Below are 18,629 nucleotides of genomic sequence, written 5' to 3'. Positions count from 1 at the left end.
TTACAGGTAGGCGCCGCACACGGGCCAGGCGCCCCGGCCCTGGCCGGCGAGCACGTTCTCCGCGACGCGGATCTGCTCCTCACGGCTGGCGTTGGCGGCACTGCCCGCGCCACCGTAGGCGTTCCAGGTGCTCTGGGTGAACTGCAGGCCGCCGTAGAAACCGTTGCCGGTGTTGGCGGCCCAGTTGCCACTGCTCTCGCACTGCGCGACAGCATCCCAGTTGCCCGAGGCGGCCGAGGCGGTCGCCGTCGACAGCGCGAACGGGACGGACACGAGCGCGCCCACGGCCGCGGTGGCGGCGGCGATACGAGTGCGGGTGGTGAGCTTCCGGTTGCGATGCATAAGTTTGTTTCCTTGCCCCGCTCCCACCGGCCCGTGCTGCTCGCTGCGGGTCCCCGTCCCCAGGGGTATCGGTTGCTCTCGAATCGCGGGACGGAGTTGCCGGTGTTCGTCGATTCGAGCTGGAGCCCGGGTTTCTCCGAGCCGCTAGCGACGGTAACGGAAAGATCTCCGCAAATCACGTATCGATCACGAGCAGTTGACGAAACGATTGCGACCGCACTTTATGTGGTTTACGCAGTTCGTCGCGGAGTGTCGGAGAATGACATTTCTGGAATTCAGCCGTGAATTTGTGAGCGAGGTCACGCATAAAAGGTGACCCCCATCGCGTAATACAAACGCGACACAAAACGATGCGCGCGCGAAAACGCGGGCCGACCGGCTCGGATCGCGGTGCGCACAACCGTTGCCCCAGGTCAGAGCACTCGGGATAGTGCCTGGAACGTCGTTTCGGGTCCCCCAGGAGGAACCATGGCCGCCATCGATGAACCCCGGTCCGGAGCCCGCGCTGTCGACCGCGCGATCCACGTCCTGAACTGCCTCGAGGGCGACGATCCCGAGCTGTCGCTGAGCGAACTCGCCCACCGGGCCGCGCTGCCCGTCAGCACGACGCACCGGCTGGCCCAGGCGCTGGTCCGAGGCGGGCTGCTCGAGCAGGACCCGGCCACCGACCGGTATCGCGTCGGACAGGGGCTGGCCACACTGGCCCGGCCCGCGCTGGCACGGCTGGGCCTGGACTCGATCGCACCGCACCTGTACGCGCTGGCGGCGGGCATCCGCATCACGGTGAGCGTGAGCGTGCCCGAGGCCGACGACGCGGTCACGGTGTTCCAGGCCCGCCCGCCCGTCCACTTCTGCCACCATCAGGTGCCGCGGGCCCGGCAGTCGCTGCACGCCAGCGCGACGGGCCACGCGTTGCTCGCCTACTCCGCCGGCCGGGCCGCGGCCGATGTCGACCTCGACCGGGTCCGGCACCGCGGGTTCGCCAGCGAGCTCATCGAGACCGACGATCCGATCCGCGCGCTCGCGGTGCCGATCGTCGGACCGCACCGGCAGGTGCGGGGCGCGCTGGCGGTGCAGGCCCGCTCGGCGCGCCTGGATGGCGAACTCATCCGCGCCGTCGTCCCGGCCATGCGCATCGCGGCGGGCCGGATCGCACCGCTGTTCCAAAACACCGGCGACGCAACGCTTTCCGCCGCCGAATTTCGCTCACGCTGATTTCCACATCGTGAAATGGCGGTTGCCGGGGCCTGCCGGCCATCGCAGCATGTGAGCACTCCGATCGACCGTCCCCACCCCCGAAGAGGAACCCCATGCGGCTCTGTTGTCGTCCCCGCCACGAAACCCATTCCGCGACGGACACACTCACCGAAAGACATCCCCATGGCCTTCTCTCTCCGCCCCGCGCGGGTGCGACGCGCGGTCGCCGCCGCGATCGCGGTCACCAGCGCGGCGGTCCTGCTCACCGGCTGCGCCGAGACCGATGCGGGCACGACCGCCGACGGTAGGACCGTCGTCCGCTATCAGGGCAGCACCGGCCAGGTCACGGCCTTCGAACTCGCGGCCGACCTCGGCTACTTCACCAAGATCGACCTGCACTGGGAGGGCGACACCACCTCCGGCCCGGCCAATATCCAGGCCGCCGCCACCAAACAGGTCGAATTCGGCAGCGCCTTCAACGGCGCGGTCATCAAGCTCATCGCGGGCGGCGCGCCCGTCACCTCCGTGCTCAGCTCCTACGGCGCGGACGAACTCAACTTCACCGGCTACTTCGTGCGCGACGACTCCCGCATCACCTCGGCGCGCGACCTCATCGGCAAGAAGGTCGGCGTCAACACCCTGGGCGCGCACCACGAGTTCATCACCCGCCAATGGCTGCACGATCAAGGGCTCAGCGACGCCGAGATCAAGCAGGTGCAGCTCGTCGTGCTGCCGCCCGCCAATACCGAGGACGCGCTGCGCAACGGGCAGATCGACGTGGCCGCGCTCGGCGGCGTCTTCCGCGACACCGCCATCGGGCGCGGCGGCATCCATCCGCTCTACACCGACAAGGATCTGTTCGGCCAATTCGACTACGGCACCTACGTCTTCCGCAACGACTACCTGAAGTCGCACGCCGACGCGGTGGCCGACTTCGTCCAGGGCACCGCGCGCGCCACCCGCTGGCTGCAGGTGACCCCGCGGGACGAGGTGGTGGCCCGGTTCGCCGACATCATCCACAAGCGCGGGCGCAACGAGAACACCTCGCTGCTGCAGTACTACAAGAGCTCCGGCGTCCCGGTCCCCGGCGGCGTGGTCGCCGAACGGGAGCTGCAGATCTGGATCGACTGGCTGGTCCGCAACGGCGAACTGCCCGCGGGCAAGCTCGCCGCCAAGGACCTCTACACCAACAAGGACAATCCGTACGCCAACGGGAAGTACCCGGCGACCGGCGGCCCGAGCGGCGAGGCGGTGGCCAAATGAGCACCGCCGCGGTGAAACTCGCGCTCTCGGGCGTCGGTAAGGAATTCCCCGTGCGGGGTGAGCGGGAGCCGCTGACCGCGCTCTCCGACATCTCCGTCGATGTTCGCGACGGTGAGTTCCTGGTCCTGGTCGGGCCCAGCGGTTCGGGCAAATCCACGCTGCTGGACCTGCTCGGCGGGCTGGACCGGCCGACCGCCGGGCAGATCCTGCTCGACGGCGCGCCCGTCACCGGGCCCGGACTCGATCGCGGCATCGTGTTCCAGCAGTACGCGCTGCTGCCGTGGCGCACGGCGCGGGCCAATATCGAATTCGGATTGGAGGCCAAGGGCATTCCCCGTCGCGCCCGCAAGGGAATCGCCGAGCACTATCTGGAACTGGTCGGACTGGCCGGCTTCGGCAACCGGTACCCGCACGAATTGTCCGGCGGTATGAAACAGCGCGTCGCCATCGCCCGCAGCCTGGCCTTCGATCCGGAAGTGCTGCTGATGGACGAGCCGTTCGCCGCGCTCGACGCCCAGACCCGGGAGTCGTTGCAGGACGAGCTGTTACGGATCTGGCGGGCCACCGGCAAGACCGTGCTGTTCATCACCCACGGCATCGACGAAGCCGTTTATCTGGGCCAGCGCGTCGCCGTGCTGACCTCGCGACCCGGGCGGATCAAGGCCGTGGTCGACATCGACCTGGACCGGGCCGCCGACCCGGATGTCCGGTCCAGTGAACGGTTCCGCGAACTGCGCCACCACGTGTGGTCGCTGCTGCACGACGAGGTCGCGCGGGCCCAGGACCTCGAGCAGGCCGCGCTCACCGCCGACCGGAGGAATTCCCATGTCTAGCGCTGTGCACCTGGTCGACGCACCCGTCGAGATCCCGTCCCGCACCGCCGCCGATCGCGCGGCGCGGCGACCGAGCCGGGCCTCCTCGGTCCTGCCCACGCTCGCCCGCATCGGCTGGCGGATCGGCAAACCGGCCGTGGTGATCGCGGCATTCCTCGCGGTGTGGGAGGCCGCGCCACGACTGGGTCTCGTCGACGAGGTCTTCCTCCCGCCGTTCTCCACGGTGGTCAGCGCCGGGCTCGAACTGATCCGCAACGGTCAGCTCTGGGAACACGTGTCCACCAGCCTGACCCGCTCGCTCATCGGCTTCGCCATCGCACTGGTGACCGCGATTCCGGTCGGTGTGGCGATCGCCTGGTACCGGCCGGTCGCGGAATTCCTGAACCCGGTGCTGGAACTGTTCCGCAATACCGCCGCCCTCGCCTTGCTGCCGGTGTTCATCCTGATCCTCGGCATCGGCGAGACCTCGAAGATCGCGCTGGTGGTGTACGCCGGATTCTTCCCGATCCTGCTCAACACCATCAGCGGCGTGCGGACCGTGGACCCGCTGCTCGTGAAATCGGCCGTCTCACTCGGCTTCTCACCGCTCCGACTGTTCCAGAAGGTGATCCTGCCCGCGGCCGTGCCGTCCATCTTCACCGGTATCCGGATGGCGGCCTCGGGCTCGATCCTGGTGCTCATCGCCGCGGAGATGTTCGGGGCCCGCGCCGGGCTCGGGTACCTGATCACCGCCGCCCAGCAGAACTTCCAGATTCCGGACATGTACGCCGGGATCGTCGCCATCGCCGTGGTCGGGCTCACCTACAACGGCGTGCTCGTGGCCATCGAGCGACGGCTCTCCCGCTGGCGCGCGCACCGCTAGCCGCCGCCACCACTGAAATCATTGAAGGATCACTCCCCTATGCCCAACCCCCGCAAGACCTTCCATCTCAACGCCTTCCTCATGGGCGTCGGCCACCACGAGGCCGCCTGGCGGCATCCGCGCACCCGCGAACACCAGGTGCTCGAGGTCGGGCACTTCCAGGAACTCGGCCGCATCGCCGAACGCGGCAAACTGGACTCGGTGTTCTTCGCCGACGGGCTCGCGGTCGGGCCGCGCATCAAACGCAACGCCCTCGCCGTCTTCGAACCGGTCACCCTGCTCGCGGCCATCGCCACCGCCACCGAACACGTGGGCCTCATCGCCACCGCCTCGACCAGCTACAACGAACCCTTCAACCTCGCCCGCAAATTCGCATCCCTGGACCACATCAGCGGCGGACGCGCGGGGTGGAACATCGTCACCTCCGGCAGCGAGGACGAGGCGTTCAACTTCGGCTTCGACGCCATCCCCGAACACGCCCGCCGCTACGAGCGGGCCGAGGAGTTCGTCGATCTGACCGTGCGGCTGTGGGACAGCTGGGAATCCGACGCCGTCGTGCTCGACCCGGAGACCGGCGTCTTCGCCGACCCGGACAAGGTGCACACCCTCGACTACCGCGGCGAACGATTCCGGGTCCGCGGGCCGCTGAACTCCCCGCGCAGCCCGCAGGGGCGGCCGCTGCTCGTGCAGGCCGGATCCTCGGAGAGCGGCAAGGAATTCGCGGCCCGCCACGCCGAGGCCGTGTTCACCGCCCAGCGCACCCTCGCCGAGGGGCAGGCGTTCTACCGGGACCTGAAGGCCCGGCTGCCCAAATACGGGCGGTCCGCCGACGACCTGAAAGTGCTGCCCGGTCTGGTGCCGTTCATCGCCGGCACCGAGGCCGAAGCCCGTGCGCTGGAACAGGAATTCACCGACCTCATCTCCCCCGACTACGCGCTGCGGCAGCTGTCGACGCTGCTCGGCGTCGACCTCACCGAGCACGCCCTCGACGCGCCGCTCCCGCCGCTGCCCCCGGAAAGCGAGATCGAAGGCGGCAAGAGCAGATTCACCCTCGTCAAGGAGCTCGCCGAGAAGGAGGAGCTGACCGTGCGCCAGCTCATCGGCAAGCTCGGCGGCGGCCGCGGCCACCGCACCCTCGCCGGCACCCCCGAACAGATCGCCGACGACCTACAGAGCTGGTTCGAGCAGGGCGCCGCCGACGGCTTCAACATCATGCCGCCGTACCTGCCCGGCGGGCTGGAGGACTTCGTCGACCAGGTCGTGCCGATCCTGCAGCAGCGCGGCCTGTTCCGCACCGAATACACCGCCACCACACTGCGCGGCCACTACGGCCTCGACGCGGTGGAAAGTCAGTTCACTCCCGTCCGCACCCAGGCCACCGCCTGAGCACCGAAAGGAAACCCTCATGACCACCGTCACCGAGAACCCCGTCGCCACCTTCCAGATCACTCCCGTCGCCGGGCACATCGGCGCCGAGATCAGCGGCATCGACCTGCGCGACGACTTCACCGACGAGCAGATCGCGGTCCTCACCGCGGCACTGCACGAATACAAGGTGCTGTTCTTCCGTGATCAGCGCATCGGGCACGCCGAGCAGATCGCCTTCTCCCGGCGCTTCGGCGCGGTCACGCCGTCGCACCCCTATGACGACGACGCCCCGACCGAGCACCCCGAGATCCTGGCCGTCGACAGCCGGCTCTACGAAAAGCGTTTCGGGAAGAAGAAATTCAGCTACACCAATCAGTGGCACACCGATATCTCGCCGCTGATCAACCCGCCCGCCGCCTCCCTGCTGCGGGCCGAGATCGCACCCGACCGCGGCGGCGACACCCAGTGGACCAATCTGGCGGCCGCCTATGCGGGACTGCCGGATTCGCTCAAAACGCTGCTCGACGGGCTGCGCGCCGAGCACCGGTTCGGCGGCAAGCTGCCCGTGTGGGACGCCGACAGCGACTACGCCAAACGCGTCGCGGCGGCGCCCCTGGTCACCGAGCATCCGGTGGTCCGCGTGCACCCGGTGACCGGCGAACGGGTGCTGTTCGTGAACCCCGGCTTCACCACCCGCATCATCGGACTGAGCCCGCGGCAGAGCGACGCGCTGCTCGAGTTGCTGTACGCCGAGATCGCCGACCCCGCGTACACGGTCCGATTCCGGTGGGAGAAGGACAGCGTCGCGTTCTGGGACAACCGCGCCACCGCGCACCTCGCGCCCAGCGACCTCGACCATCTCGACGTGACCCGAGTGCTGTACCGCACGACCCTCGAAGGTGAAGTCCCCGTCGGCGTCGACGGCGAGCCGTCGCGGTCGATCTCGGGGGAACGGTTCGACGGTTCCACGAACTGACCTCTACCGACGACGAGGCCCTCCCGGCGCTACCGGGAGGGCCTCGTTCGGTTTCGTGACCGGGAAATCCGTCAGTGCCCCTGCGGGCGCGGGGGCTGCGGCGGGTTCTGCCAGCGCTGGTCCGGCGGTTCCGGCCGGTACTGCGGCTGCACGGGCGGAGCCGGACGCTGGGTGTGCGGCAGCTGCTGCGGCGCGACCGTCGGCGGCAGGCTCATCGGCTCGACCGGAGTGCGCGCGTCGGCCTCCGCGGCGCGCACGGCCTGCTGGGTGGCCGGGTCGGTGGCGGTGTCGAACCAGTCGGCGACCTCGTCGGAGTCGTCCTCGGTCGCGGATTCCGCGCCGTCAGGGGCCGGCTCGTAGCGGAACACGCCGTCCTCGCCCTGCTTGCCGAAACCGCGCGCGAACCCTTCGAGAGCCTTGCCGAAGTCGCTCGGCACCAGCCACACCTTGTTGGCGTCGCCCTTGGCGACCTGCGGCAGGGTCTGCATGTACTGGTAGGCCAGCAGCTCGGGGGTGGGTTTGCCGTTCTTGATGGCGGCGAACACCTTCTCGATGGCCTTGGCCTGGCCCTGTGCCTGGAGATACGCGGCCGCCCGCTCACCTTGGGCGCGCAGGATGCGGGACTGCCGCTCACCCTCGGCGGACAGGATCATCGACTGCTTCGAGCCCTCGGCGGCGAGGATCTGCGCCTGCTTCTGGCCCTCGGCCGTCTTGATCGACGCCTCGCGCTGGCCTTCGGCGGTGAGGATGATGGCGCGCTTCTCACGGTCGGCCTTCATCTGCTTCTCCATCGATTCCTGAATCGACGGCGGCGGATCGATCGCCTTCAGTTCCACGCGCGCCACCCGCAGGCCCCAGCGGCCGGTGGCCTCGTCGAGGACGCCGCGCAGTTCACCGTTGATCTGATCGCGGGAGGTGAGGGTTTCCTCGAGGGTCATGCCGCCGACCACGTTGCGCAGCGTGGTGATCGTCAACTGTTCAACGGCGGCAATGTAATTGGAGATCTCGTAGACGGCGGCCTGCGGGCTGGTGACCTGGAAATACACCACCGAGTCGATCTGCACGGTCAGGTTGTCCTTGGTGATGACCGGCTGCGGCGGGAAGGACACCACCCGCTCGCGTAGGTCCACCTTGGCGCGCACCCGGTCCGCGAACGGCACCAGGAAGGTCAGCTGCCCGGACACGGTCCGCGAATAGCGGCCCAGCCGCTCGATCACGGCGGCCTCGGCCTGCGGCACCAGCGCCACCGACTTGAAGACCACCACGACGACCAGAAGTATGAGTACGACGGCGACTATCAGTACACCCATCACTGCCCTTTCATGACGACGGCGTGCGCGCCGTCGATCCTCATGACGTACACGGTCGAACCGATGGGATAGGTCTCCGAGGCGTCGTACGGGCGCGCACTCCACACCTCTCCGCCGAGCTTCACGCGACCACCGTGCTCGTCGACCGTTTCGAGCACCTTGGCGGTCCTGCCCGGCAAAGCGTCCACCCCCGTCTGATGCGGCGGCGGAGTCGCGTAGCGCCGCAACAGGAATGGGCGCACCAGCACCAGCAGCGCGATCGAGGTGACACCGAACACGACCGCGTCCGCCAGCACCGGGGCCCCCGTGAGCGCGTTCACGCCCGCCGTGATCAGCGCGGCGACCCCCAGCATGATCAGCACAAGAGTGCCCGTGAGCATCTCGGCCGCCGCGAGCAGGATGCCCGCGACCAGCCAAACTATTGCGGCCACGCCACAACAGTAACTGTATTTGCGGGGCCCGGCTGATATTCGTGATCACTCCGAGCCCCGCGACCGGGCACATCGGACACCGATCACCGGAAACCGTGCACAACCTGCCCAGCAGCCGCCCGACCGCCGGAATGGGCGCGGCGCGAGCGGGATTCCCGTCCGCCGCCGGTAACCTCGACGCGGTGAGTGGGCACCAGAAGTACGGCGACATCTTCACCGGGCACGCACGGAAACAGAAGCGGGAAGTGCCCCGCGTGGTCGCCGAACGCGACCTGGTCGTCGAGGACGCGGCCACCGGATTCTGCGGCGCCGTAGTCGGTTTCGACCGCAGCTACGACGGAGAGTTCGTCAAACTCGAGGACCGCGCCGGACGCGTGCGACTGTTCGCGATGCGAGAAGCCGCCTTCCTCATCGACGGCCAAGCGGTCACCCTGGTCAAGCCGACCGCCACCGCACCCGCGAAATCCACCCGATCCGCCTCCGGATCCACCCGCGTCGAAGGCCTGAAAGCGCGCGTCGCCCGCGCCAGCCGCATCTGGGTCGAAGGCATCCACGACGCCGCCCTCGTCGAACGCGTGTGGGGCCACGACCTCCGAGTCGAAGGCGTCGTCGTCGAACAACTCGAGGGCCTGGATCACCTCGGCGCGAAACTCGCCGAATTCCAGCCCGGCCCGAACCACCGCGTCGGCGTCCTCGTCGACCACCTGGTCACCGGCTCCAAGGAAACCGGCCTCACCCAGGGCCTCGGCGCGCACGTCCTCGTCACCGGCCACCCCTACGTCGACGTGTGGCAGGCCGTCCGGCCCACAGCCGTCGGCATCCGCGCCTGGCCGGACATACCCCGCGGCGAGGACTGGAAGACCGGCATCTGCCAACGGCTCGGCTGGGGCACCCCGCAGGACGGGTGGCGGCGCGTCTACAACGCCGTCAACTCCTACCGCGACCTGGAAACCCCCCTCATCGGGGCGGTCGAACGACTGATCGATTTCGTCACCGAGCAGGAGTAGCCAGCCAGTTATCCTCGAATACATGAGTTCCCCAAGCGCCTCGCTCACGGTCTGGGCCGGTTCCTGGCTGGCAGGCTGTAGCGCCCCCGACGATGTGCTCGATGAACTGCGCGCTTGGGCTTCACGGCAGACCGTGGCCGCCGGGGACCCTGTCACCGGCGGGCACACCGGGCTGCCGTGGGCGTCCGACGACGACCCCGCGGCGGTCGCCGGGGCGGGAATCATGGCGCTGCTCAAGATTATTCGCGAGGCGTACACCGGGCCCGAGGCGCAGGTTCGACTGGTGCTGCCGATCCCCGGAGACGTGCGAGGCATACCCGTCGGCACCGAGTTCGCGGCCGCCGCAACCGAAGCCGAGGAAGGCATCCTCGTCGGAGCGCCCGGAACCACTGGGACCGGACTCGTACCGGTGTGGACCGATGAGGACGCATTGCAGTGGCGGGTGTACTCCACACCCATTCCGCTGACCCTCGCGCCGGAAATGCCGTTGGGTGAGGCCGAATACACGATGCGGGAAGCCGTGCGGGATGCGGCGGACGCGTTGGCGCAGATGCACACCACGCGGCTCGGGTCGGGTGGGGTCGCGCCGCGGGATCTGGTGGAGGCCGAACTGGCCGGGCATTCGCGGCACAAGTATCCGGATTCGATGCCGCTGCGGGCGCGGCGAATTCTCGATACCGCCGATCAGGTCGCGGCGATCCTGACCGTCGCCGAGCGGGAGCCGGCTTCGGCGCCGACCTCTGCCACTGCGGTGGCTGCTCAGGAAGCGTTGTTGCGGCCGTTGTGGAATGCGATTCGCGCCGCGCGGCTGGCGGCTGTCCACGCTCGCTGAGTGTCCGATTCGTTCAAGAGAATCGGTGTGGCCCGCGCTTAGGGTTCGGGCATGGGTATTCGACTGAATGTGATCGGGATCGTGGTCGCCGACATGGGGGCTTCGCTGGCGTTCTATCGGCGGTTGGGCGTGGCTTTCGCGGACGGGGCCGAGACGGAGCCGCATGTCGACGCGGACCTGGGTGGGGGTGTGAAGCTGATGCTCGATACCGAGGAGACGGTTCGGTCGTTCCGGCCGGACTGGGTGGCTGTGCCGGGGGCTGGGCGGATCGGGCTGGCGTGCGACTGTGGGTCGCCGGGTGGGGTGGATGCGAAGTTCGAGGAGCTGGTGGGGGCGGGGTATCGGGCGGAGTTGAAGCCGTTCGATGCGTTCTGGGGGCAGAGGTATGCGACTGTGCTCGATCCGGATGGGCACGGGGTGGATCTGTACGCCGCGTTGGGCTGAGGGACAAAGGCCACAGACTCAAAGACAAAGGGACCAAAAGAAGCCTGGAGAAGGAAGAGAGGTGGCCGAGCTTGCGAGGCCCCTCACCTACCAGCCCCCTCTAGGTTCGGCCGCGCATCGTCCCGGTGTAGAGGAAGAGCTGCGGGTGAGCTTCTCGAAGTGGCTTGTTGTCTATAGGTTCTTCGGGTTCTTCTCTCGAGAGGGTGATGCGTGCAGTCGGTGGGCTGGGGTCGGTGGGTAGCGGCTCTCAGCCTGGCGTCAGCCCCAGTCCGGCAGGGCAGGCGAGGTGACCACACTCCGCGTAGCTTTGCGCACGCTGGCAGGACACGAGCAGCCGGGTGTCACGCTGCCCGTGAGCGCCACGTTCGGCAACTGGAATCGACGGCGGCGGCGATCGCCTGCCCCACGTGATGACGATCGTTCACGCGTGGGGTGCCGGTGGGATCAACACTCTTCGGCGCAATCCACCCCGTCCGGCCAGGGAATGGTGAATCTTTACCCATCACAACGGTTTTCCAGCCATCGGGGCCGTCGTTGACCAGCGCGTGGCAGTGGTCGCACGCGAGTGTGAGGTTGGTGATGTCAGTCGGCCCGTTTTTGGCCCAATCGGTGATGTGGTGGGCGGCGCACATGTTGGCGGGTTGCTCGCACCCTGGTCGAGTACATCCCTTGTCGCGGGCGAGAAGTGCGAGGCGTTGGGCGCGGTTGGCGGTGCGGCGGGAGCGGCGCAGGTAGAGCGGCATCCCGTCGCCATCGAGGACCGCGATCACCGGCCGGGTGCCCTCGGCCATCTTCAGCGCTTCGTTGATCGAGATCTGGGTGCCCGAGGCGGTGGTGGCGACGCCGGTGCCGTTTTCGAGGTCGGTCAGGCTCATGGTGAGGACGACCTCGACCGGCAGGCCACGGTGCATGCCCAGGGTCCGCATGTTCACACCCGGCTGCACCAACGCCAGCAACGCGTCATGAGTCCGCTGCCCGGCATCACGACGATCACGACGCGCGGCAGCATCAAGAACACTGTCGGCGATGAACCCACCAGTGGCCGACGGGCTTTCCGGATCCTCGGCATTGCACATCCCGGGACGCGCCAGCTTCGCGAACACCGCATCCAGGCACGCACGCAGCTCCGGCGTGATCCACCCTTCGATCCGCGTCATCCCGTCCACGCCGGGACGGCACAACGTGATCCCACGACGGCGGCGACGGTCAGCGTCCGACACCACTTTCCCGTCGGGATCGAGGCGGGCGAGGATGTCACGGCCGATCTTCAACAGATCATCCGGCCACCCACTACGCGAGTAGTCCACCAGGATCTGCTCCGCCTCCGCGCGAGCTTCGGCGGGCACATCGACCGGCAGGTGGTTCATCACGTCCATGATGTGACGCACGTGATCCCGCGAAATATCGCCGGTCGCGAATGCCTCGGCCGTCACCGGCAGTACCGGCGGCGCGACATGCCCGGTCTGCTGCACGAATTCGCCGCAGTGGTGAGTGACCTTCACCCGCACCGACGCGTCGTAGCGTGACAGCCCGAGGGTGTGACGCAGAAACGGCACCATCTTCCCCGCGCCACTGCGCGAATGCAGCGACCGCTCTCCGGCTTCGATGATCAGACGGGTATCCAGCGCGGCGAGCTGACGCTTGCAAGTTTCGAGCTGCCGCATCAACGACACAACATCCTCGTCGGAGAACTCCACCATCTTCCCGCCCTGCACAGATTCGGTCAGGGTCGAGACCGCGGCCGCCAGTTCAGCGATACCGCAGTCGTCGAGTGTCACCCCCATCGAATCCATGCATCAATTCTATCGCCAATGCAACGCATCTACGCCCGAATCACGAAGTGATATAACAATATTCAGAACGAGAGCGGTTCCAATTCCGCTCCGAGTAACTTCATCGGCGACATGCCCGAAAACTCCCGAACATCCCGCGTCAAATGCGCCTGATCCGCATATCCAGAAGCGACCGCTACGTCCGCAAGCCCCATTCCGCCGCGCGCCAATGCCAACGCACGCTGCATCCGCAGGACCCTCCCCAGCGTCTTGGGCCCATAACCGAACGCCGCAAGGGATATTCGATGCAACCTGCGCGGCCCCGTCTCCAACTCGTCGGCGATGGCCGCGACCGAACTGCCCGATCTCAGCGACGCCACCAGGAATCGCACCACGGGATCGATGGCATCCGTTCGGCCCGCGCACCAGCGAGCGATTGCTTCCAGCCCGACGGCCGGACTCGATGCTCGTGCGATCAACCCCGAAGCGGTGCGCAGATCGGCGGGCGACCACAGATCGGCGAGATCGGCCCTGGCGTTCCGGAGTTCGCGTGCGGGCACCCCGAGCAGTGCCGGCGCCGCCCCCGGGGAGAAGCGGACACCCGCGATCCGGTCCGCGAAGCCGGGCTCCGGACGGTAGGCCCGGGTGTCCGGGCCCGCCACCGACAATCGTCCATCGATCCACAGCAGATCCATGCAGCCGTCCGGCAGCACCGGCGGGTCGGCGTCGGAGATGCCGTCGCGACACCAGATCACGGCGTCACCGACGCTCGACGGTCGCTCCCGATAGCCTTGTGGGGCACGGACAGTCGTCACGACACACGCACCCGATCGCGCATTGACCTCGAAATCTGCTGAAAATCAGCAATATTCGGCATCTCGTGCACTGTTGCACGAGATGCCTTCTTGCACTGCGTGCAATATTGCACGTTATGTAGTCGCCGGGTCGGCGCTGTCGGAGACTTCGACGACGTGCTCATCCTGCCCCGGCTTCCACACCGTCACTTCCATGCGGCCCTCGACGATCTCGACCGACGAAGCCCCGGTCAGCTCCACCGCGTAGAACGGCTCGAACTTCCGTCCGCGCAGGTCGAATCCGCTCTCGGCGAAGAGTTCTTCGGCCCAACGGCGCTGCAGCTCCGGATCCTGCACATCACGCACGCTGCCGAAGATCTTCACGTCACCGTCGCTGACCTGAGTGTCGACGGTCGCCGTGTGCAGGCAGAAGCGCGGGTCGCGGGCCAGGTCGGCGAACTTGGTGGTGCCCGGCATGCCCACCAGCCAGAGCTCACCCTCGAAGATGCGCGGTTCCAGGGGGCTGATGCGCGGTGAGCCGTCTTTGCGCAGGGTGGCGAGCATGCACAGGTTGCCGGTGGCGGCGTGACGACGAGTGAAGATTCCCGAGATGCGAGGGGCGGCCGCAGCGAATTCGTTCCAAGACGTCATGACCGCGACCGTACGCCGAGGGTCCGACATATCAGGCCACCGAAACCCGGTCCCCTCTGTTTGAATGGCCTGATGTCGTACTCCTGTCGGCTCGCCGTCCTCGCCGCGGCGCTCATCGGCTGCGCGGTGCCCGCCCCCGCTCACGGCGTGGTCGGCGGCGCCGAGGCCAAGGCCGGCGACTATCCCTGGCTGGCCGCGGTCGGCACCCCGCTGTTCTTCCCGCGCGCCTCGGGTCAGTTCTGCGGTGGCGCACTCATCGCACCGGACCGGGTGCTCACGAATGCGCACTGCGTGCAACTCGCACAACTGTTGCCGCAAGCGCTCACCGTCACCTTCGACCGCAGCGATCTGACCACACGTGACGGAACTACCGTGAGCGTCGCGGATATCCACTTGCACCCCGACTTTCGCACCGACACCGTCGACGGCGTCGATGTCTATCAGCATGACCTCGCGATCCTGACGCTCGCGCACCCGCAGTCCCGCCCGACCGTCCCGATCGCCGCACCCGACGGCGGCACCGGCACCGTGCTCGGTTGGGGCGCTACCAGCGACAGCGACATCTTCAACACCGTTTTGCGGCAAGCCACCGTCCCGATGGTGTCCGACGCCGAGTGCGCCGCCGCCTATCCCGGCGCCTTCGACGCCGCCGACATGGTGTGCGCCGGCTCCACCGACGCCGACACCGGCGAGCTCGACAGTGGCGGACCACTGCTCATCGGCGGGAAACTGGTCGCGATCACGTCCTGGGCGCGCGGAACCGCGTTGGCCGGGTACCCGGGCGTCTATGCGCGGATACCCGCGTCATTCTGAGCTTCTGACCTCGACACCGGCTACCAGCCGCGACGCCGCGCAGCGACACCGCGCCTCCGCCGGAGCTGCGCGTTCCACGACAAGGAGATCCATGAACGGCGTGCACCCACGCTCCCGCACCGGCGAAATCGACTGGTCCGCGCTGGAACACGCGTACGGCGACGCGAGCGACGTGCCCGGCTGGATCGAGGGGCTGGAGGATTCGGCGACGGTCGAGCAGTCGTTGCACGAGTTGTGGGGCGCGGTGTTGCACCAGGGCACCCTGTACGACTCGACCGCACCGGCGATGACATGGATCGCCGCGGCCCTCGGCGCGCGGCGCACCGCGGACGCGGAGAGCACCGCGTGGCTGCTGCTGATGTTCGCCGACACGGTCAGCGACTACGAACGGATCGACAACGATGCCGAGACCGCCGCCCTGGTCCGGTCCGCCCGAGCCGAGCTGACCGGGATCGCCGCGCTGGTGCGGCCGCTGATCTACGACGACGGCCCCGAGGCCGCGGCCGCGGCATTGCTGCAGTCCGCCGCGCTCCCGGCCGATTCCGGCAAGCCCGCGGTCGATTCCACGGTTATCGACACCCTCGTGGTCCGGGCGGCATCGCGACCGGCAGGTCAAGTCGGGCAGGCTTGCGTCGCCGCGCTGACGACGCTCGGGGCCGACGCGACTTCGGCTCTCGCGGACAGGGATCCCGGTCTGGTCATGGCGGGCACGCTCGCGCGGGTCGCGTCCCGGCGCGAGGAGCCTTCCGATCTCGACGCACTGATCGCAGGATGGGAACTGGCTGTCGAGGTCGCGCCGAACATCGCCTTCGGCGTCGACAATCTTCCGGAGTGGCTGAGCGCGGTCAACCCGGACGCTGCGGCTCACATCCTCGCGAAACTGCCGGTTCCGGACGAGTCGACAATCGGCGGACTGGTCGATGTCATGCTCGGATCCCGCGGCAATGCGCCGGCGGCGGTCCGCCGATTGCTGGCCATCGCGGCCCTCCCCGAGTCCGGGCCCGAGACGATGATCGCCGCGCTGCGCCAATGCCCGCCGACGCCCGAGGTCCGCGACGCGCTCGTCACACTCGCCGAGCAGGTCACCTCCGCCGGCATCTCCACCTTCGGGTCGAGCAGCTTCGACACCGATGCTCGCGTGGACGCCGGCTTCGCACTACTGCGGGCCGGGGACGGACGGTGGTCGCGCCCGCTGGCTCAGGCCCTGCTCACCAACCCCGCCGCGCGCGGCCTCATGGTCGCCACGTCGGCATCGGCGCGATCCGCACTCGGATACGCGCTCGTGCGCGCGCAAGCGCCGGCCGCCACCCTGCTCACCGCCGCGATCCTGCAGGCCCTGCGGCAAACGCCGCCCGCCGATCCGTCCCGCGACGGCGCGGGTCAGCTCATCGCGCTCCTCGGCTCCTGGCCCGGCGCGGCCACGGCCGACGCGATCTCGGCGGTCCGGGCGCTGCTGGCGTCCGCGCCGAAACAGGCGGCCGACGCGCTCGCGGGCTGGAACGACACGGCGAGCATCGGCCATGTCCGCGAAGCCGCGCGCGGCGGCGATGCGACAGTGCTGCTGGCGCTCGCGCGATTGACCAAGAACCCGAACGACTTCCACCGCGTCCTCGACGCCGACCTGCGGTACACCGAATCAGAGGTCCTCGCGCACTGGGACGATCGCTCCGACCCGCGCTTCCTCGACTGGTGTCGCGGCCTCGTCGGCGCTGAGCCCGCGACCAGCATCCCCGAACGCGGCAACCAGCTGGCCGCGCTTCGTGTTCTCGCCGAGGGTGACGCTCGCGAGGCCGCACTCGGCTGGTCCATCCTGCGCGGCATCATCGACGCCGGGACCGAGCCGATCGAGGATGCCGTCCGCCTCGCGCTCGATTGGCGTGCCGGGCAACTCCTTCCGCCAGAGGCGGTGGCCGACTCGAGCGCACTGCTGGCCGACCTCGTGATCACCGACCGCAAGAACTACAACGGCCCGCTCATCAAGGCCGGCGTCACCGCGACCATGGCCCTGCTCGACCTGGGACTGCCGCTGCCTGGAACTCCCGCACGCATCGCGAAGATCGTGGCGCGGGCGGTGACCGACAGGTGGGCGCGCGACCTCGGGCTCCGACTCACCGAACGACTCACCAGCGCACCGGCGGCGGTCCGCGGCGCGGTGGTGAAGAAGCTCCGCCCCCTGGTCGAGCGCGACGAGCGCTTCGACTCCACCGACGACATCGCTGTCGAGGACGAGCGGGCCCTCACCCGCCTCGTCCCGATCCTGCACGCCTTGGAATCCGCCTGAGGCACCACACAACTGGGCAACCGTCCGACAGGCCGCGCTGAATCGCTCGGCAACACCGTGGACCCGTTTACATTGGGGACCTCGATCGCGACGAAACGACGATTTCACGAGGCAGGTCCGAGATAGCAGCGACAGCGGAAGAGGCGACCCCGGCGAACGCACGTCGCCGGTGGCGAGTTGTCCGGGGAGTGACGGTCATCGCCGTCGGCATCGTGGTGGCGATCGTGGCCGGAGGACTCGCGGCGGTCGCGGTGGCATACGTAGTGGACACCCCGTCGGTGTTCCTCGGCATCGGTCTCGCGGTGGCGGTCGGCGTGTGCTTTCTGATCAGCCGCTGGGGCTTCCGCGTGGCAGGGGTGCGCCGCGCGACCGTGGCCGCGGCCGGATCGAGCACGGCGGTCGGCGCGGTGATCGTCGCGCTGGCGGCTGCGACGATTCTCCACCCCTTCCCGTCGCAGCCGACCGCCGAAGCGCCCGCGGCTGTCGGGTATTGGGAACTCCCCACCGGGTCGCGGATCGCCTATGTCCACGCGCCGGCCGCCGATGTCCCCTCCCGGAAGCCGCCGGTGATCTTCCTCCACGGCGGGCCGGGAACCCCAGGAGAAGGAATTCCGATCGGCGGGACCGAACTCGCGGCCCGCGGATACGACGTCTACGCGTACGACCAAGTGGGCGGCGGCCGGTCGACGCGACTCGGCGATATCACCGACTACACCGTGCGGCGTCAGGTCGACGACCTCGAGGCGATCCGGCGCCGGCTCGGCGCCGACCGGCTCATCCTCATCGGACGATCCTGGGGCGGATCGCTGACGGCGCAGTACATCGCGGCTCACCCTGACCATGTCGCGAAGGCGGTCTTCGTCGCGCCCGGCGCGATCTGGCCGGAGGCCTTCCCCGACGGCGTCGGCGAGCCGTGGAATGCGATGAGTCCAGCCCAGCAGGCCCGCTACGACGAACTGATGAGCAATCCGCGCGTCCTCGCCTTGTCCCTGCTGATGGGTGTGAAACCCCAGGCCGCGCACGCGTTGGTCCCCGACGCCGAGGCCGACTCCTGGATGCATGAGGTCGCTCTCACCGGGCGCGACGGGGCGTCGTGCTCACACGACGTCACCACGCCGCCACATGACAATCTGCAGGGCTTCTACGTGAATCAGCGGACGACAGCCGATTTCGCCACCATCCCCGATCCCCGGCCCGCCTTGCGGAACGCACGCGTTCCGGCGCTGGTCCTGGCCGCGCAGTGCGACTTCCTCCGATGGCCCGTCTCCCGTGAATACCGTGACACCCTCCCCCTCTCGACCCTCGTCGATGTTCAGGGTGCGGGCCATGCGGTGTCGACCGACCAGCCCGAACTCTTCACTCGGCTACTCGAGACCTTCCTCGACGATCAGCCGCTGCCGCTGCCCGCCTACACCTCGATGGACCCGCCGCCCGGACGCTGGACCCGTTGAAC

At 68.4% G+C, this 18,629-nt stretch carries 18 protein-coding genes; 12 read left to right on the top strand and 6 right to left on the bottom strand.

Annotation, left to right across the window (positions count from 1 at the left end):
* Positions 1-342 (bottom strand): transglycosylase family protein, encoded by a 342-nt coding sequence (locus ACFRAQ_RS14225; protein ID WP_357276906.1) that lies wholly within the window; start codon positions 340-342, stop codon positions 1-3.
* A 468-nt stretch (positions 343-810) separates the two neighbouring features.
* On the opposite strand from ACFRAQ_RS14225, the gene ACFRAQ_RS14220 reads away from it, so the two are divergent.
* The 6 genes from ACFRAQ_RS14220 (at position 811) to ACFRAQ_RS14195 (ending at position 6,841) form a co-directional block, all read left to right on the top strand.
* On the top strand, positions 811-1,557 hold the full coding sequence (locus ACFRAQ_RS14220; RefSeq protein WP_379098965.1) for an IclR family transcriptional regulator: 747 nt from the start codon (positions 811-813) through the stop codon (positions 1,555-1,557).
* Between the two features lie 165 nt (positions 1,558-1,722).
* On the top strand, positions 1,723-2,802 hold the full coding sequence (locus tag ACFRAQ_RS14215) for an ABC transporter substrate-binding protein (protein ID WP_379098962.1): 1,080 nt from the start codon (positions 1,723-1,725) through the stop codon (positions 2,800-2,802).
* Positions 2,799-3,635, top strand: coding sequence for an ABC transporter ATP-binding protein (locus ACFRAQ_RS14210; RefSeq protein WP_379098959.1), 837 nt, complete (start codon positions 2,799-2,801; stop codon positions 3,633-3,635). The genes ACFRAQ_RS14215 and ACFRAQ_RS14210 overlap by 4 nt, the downstream gene beginning before the upstream one ends.
* Positions 3,628-4,497 (top strand): ABC transporter permease, encoded by an 870-nt coding sequence (locus tag ACFRAQ_RS14205; RefSeq protein WP_379098956.1) that lies wholly within the window; start codon positions 3,628-3,630, stop codon positions 4,495-4,497. The genes ACFRAQ_RS14210 and ACFRAQ_RS14205 overlap by 8 nt, the downstream gene beginning before the upstream one ends.
* Positions 4,498-4,536: 39 nt before the next feature.
* Positions 4,537-5,883, top strand: a complete 1,347-nt coding sequence (locus ACFRAQ_RS14200; protein WP_379098953.1) for an LLM class flavin-dependent oxidoreductase — start codon at positions 4,537-4,539, stop codon at positions 5,881-5,883.
* A gap of 19 nt (positions 5,884-5,902) precedes the next feature.
* A complete protein-coding gene (locus ACFRAQ_RS14195; RefSeq protein ID WP_379098950.1) occupies positions 5,903-6,841 on the top strand; it encodes a TauD/TfdA dioxygenase family protein in 939 nt (312 codons plus the stop codon).
* Positions 6,842-6,912: 71 nt separating this feature from the next.
* Here the strand turns inward: ACFRAQ_RS14195 and ACFRAQ_RS14190 are convergent, their stop codons facing one another.
* Together ACFRAQ_RS14190 and ACFRAQ_RS14185 are read right to left on the bottom strand one after the other, a co-directional pair.
* Positions 6,913-8,151 carry an SPFH domain-containing protein gene (locus tag ACFRAQ_RS14190; RefSeq protein ID WP_357276919.1) on the bottom strand — a complete coding sequence of 413 codons (1,239 nt, stop codon included), beginning with the start codon at positions 8,149-8,151 and terminating at the stop codon, positions 6,913-6,915.
* The gene (locus ACFRAQ_RS14185) at positions 8,151-8,582 is read right to left on the bottom strand and encodes an NfeD family protein (protein WP_379098946.1); all 432 of its coding nucleotides are present in this window, start codon (positions 8,580-8,582) and stop codon (positions 8,151-8,153) included. Before ACFRAQ_RS14185 ends, ACFRAQ_RS14190 begins: the two co-directional genes overlap by 1 nt.
* A gap of 182 nt (positions 8,583-8,764) precedes the next feature.
* Here ACFRAQ_RS14185 and ACFRAQ_RS14180 point away from each other — a divergent pair, with 182 nt between their 5' ends.
* Genes ACFRAQ_RS14180 through ACFRAQ_RS14170 form a run of 3 tightly spaced genes read left to right on the top strand, consistent with a single transcriptional unit; the run spans position 8,765 to position 10,865 of the window.
* Positions 8,765-9,589 carry a DUF3097 domain-containing protein gene (locus ACFRAQ_RS14180; protein ID WP_379100259.1) on the top strand — a complete coding sequence of 275 codons (825 nt, stop codon included), beginning with the start codon at positions 8,765-8,767 and terminating at the stop codon, positions 9,587-9,589.
* Between the two features lie 22 nt (positions 9,590-9,611).
* Complete coding sequence (locus ACFRAQ_RS14175; RefSeq protein ID WP_379098943.1) at positions 9,612-10,421, top strand: hypothetical protein; 810 nt, start codon at positions 9,612-9,614, stop codon at positions 10,419-10,421.
* Between the two features lie 51 nt (positions 10,422-10,472).
* Positions 10,473-10,865, top strand: a complete 393-nt coding sequence (locus tag ACFRAQ_RS14170; RefSeq protein ID WP_379098940.1) for a VOC family protein — start codon at positions 10,473-10,475, stop codon at positions 10,863-10,865.
* Positions 10,866-11,206: 341 nt separating this feature from the next.
* Here ACFRAQ_RS14170 and ACFRAQ_RS14165 read toward each other — a convergent pair whose 3' ends face one another.
* The 3 genes from ACFRAQ_RS14165 to ACFRAQ_RS14155 all read right to left on the bottom strand — a co-directional run bounded on the left by ACFRAQ_RS14165 (position 11,207) and on the right by ACFRAQ_RS14155 (position 14,082).
* Positions 11,207-12,658, bottom strand: coding sequence for a DUF222 domain-containing protein (locus tag ACFRAQ_RS14165; protein ID WP_379098937.1), 1,452 nt, complete (start codon positions 12,656-12,658; stop codon positions 11,207-11,209).
* 62 nt (positions 12,659-12,720) lie between these two features.
* Positions 12,721-13,452, bottom strand: coding sequence for a helix-turn-helix domain-containing protein (locus ACFRAQ_RS14160; RefSeq protein ID WP_379098934.1), 732 nt, complete (start codon positions 13,450-13,452; stop codon positions 12,721-12,723).
* A 114-nt stretch (positions 13,453-13,566) separates the two neighbouring features.
* Positions 13,567-14,082: a pyridoxamine 5'-phosphate oxidase family protein gene (locus ACFRAQ_RS14155; protein ID WP_379098931.1), complete on the bottom strand. Its 516-nt coding sequence runs from the start codon at positions 14,080-14,082 to the stop codon at positions 13,567-13,569.
* Between the two features lie 72 nt (positions 14,083-14,154).
* Between ACFRAQ_RS14155 and ACFRAQ_RS14150 the strand changes: the two genes are divergently transcribed.
* The 3 genes from ACFRAQ_RS14150 (at position 14,155) to ACFRAQ_RS14140 (ending at position 18,627) form a co-directional block, all read left to right on the top strand.
* Positions 14,155-14,895 carry a S1 family peptidase gene (locus ACFRAQ_RS14150; RefSeq protein WP_379098928.1) on the top strand — a complete coding sequence of 247 codons (741 nt, stop codon included), beginning with the start codon at positions 14,155-14,157 and terminating at the stop codon, positions 14,893-14,895.
* Positions 14,896-14,986: 91 nt separating this feature from the next.
* Positions 14,987-17,176 carry a hypothetical protein gene (locus ACFRAQ_RS14145; RefSeq protein WP_379098925.1) on the top strand — a complete coding sequence of 730 codons (2,190 nt, stop codon included), beginning with the start codon at positions 14,987-14,989 and terminating at the stop codon, positions 17,174-17,176.
* 188 nt (positions 17,177-17,364) lie between these two features.
* Positions 17,365-18,627: an alpha/beta hydrolase gene (locus ACFRAQ_RS14140; protein ID WP_379098922.1), complete on the top strand. Its 1,263-nt coding sequence runs from the start codon at positions 17,365-17,367 to the stop codon at positions 18,625-18,627.
* Positions 18,628-18,629 lie beyond the last annotated feature (2 nt).

This window comes from Nocardia sp. NPDC056611 (assembly GCF_042792755.1).
GTDB lineage: Bacteria > Actinomycetota > Actinomycetes > Mycobacteriales > Mycobacteriaceae > Nocardia.
Note: the sequence above shows the minus strand (reverse complement) of the source record. Positions and strands in the feature narration are given on the sequence as shown.

Bases quoted from the DNA above. Each gene is read 5' to 3' on its own strand.
- ACFRAQ_RS14190 (WP_357276919.1), bottom strand. From the start codon at position 8,151: ATGGGTGTACTGATAGTCGCCGTCGTACTCATACTTCTGGTCGTCGTG.
- ACFRAQ_RS14200 (WP_379098953.1), top strand. From the start codon at position 4,537: ATGCCCAACCCCCGCAAGACCTTCCATCTCAACGCCTTCCTCATGGGC.
- ACFRAQ_RS14225 (WP_357276906.1), bottom strand. From the start codon at position 342: ATGCATCGCAACCGGAAGCTCACCACCCGCACTCGTATCGCCGCCGCC.
- ACFRAQ_RS14165 (WP_379098937.1), bottom strand. From the start codon at position 12,658: ATGGATTCGATGGGGGTGACACTCGACGACTGCGGTATCGCTGAACTG.
- ACFRAQ_RS14155 (WP_379098931.1), bottom strand. From the start codon at position 14,082: ATGACGTCTTGGAACGAATTCGCTGCGGCCGCCCCTCGCATCTCGGGA.
- ACFRAQ_RS14220 (WP_379098965.1), top strand. From the start codon at position 811: ATGGCCGCCATCGATGAACCCCGGTCCGGAGCCCGCGCTGTCGACCGC.
- ACFRAQ_RS14215 (WP_379098962.1), top strand. From the start codon at position 1,723: ATGGCCTTCTCTCTCCGCCCCGCGCGGGTGCGACGCGCGGTCGCCGCC.
- ACFRAQ_RS14205 (WP_379098956.1), top strand. From the start codon at position 3,628: ATGTCTAGCGCTGTGCACCTGGTCGACGCACCCGTCGAGATCCCGTCC.
- ACFRAQ_RS14175 (WP_379098943.1), top strand. From the start codon at position 9,612: ATGAGTTCCCCAAGCGCCTCGCTCACGGTCTGGGCCGGTTCCTGGCTG.
- ACFRAQ_RS14145 (WP_379098925.1), top strand. From the start codon at position 14,987: ATGAACGGCGTGCACCCACGCTCCCGCACCGGCGAAATCGACTGGTCC.
- ACFRAQ_RS14210 (WP_379098959.1), top strand. From the start codon at position 2,799: ATGAGCACCGCCGCGGTGAAACTCGCGCTCTCGGGCGTCGGTAAGGAA.
- ACFRAQ_RS14170 (WP_379098940.1), top strand. From the start codon at position 10,473: ATGGGTATTCGACTGAATGTGATCGGGATCGTGGTCGCCGACATGGGG.
- ACFRAQ_RS14195 (WP_379098950.1), top strand. From the start codon at position 5,903: ATGACCACCGTCACCGAGAACCCCGTCGCCACCTTCCAGATCACTCCC.
- ACFRAQ_RS14150 (WP_379098928.1), top strand. From the start codon at position 14,155: ATGTCGTACTCCTGTCGGCTCGCCGTCCTCGCCGCGGCGCTCATCGGC.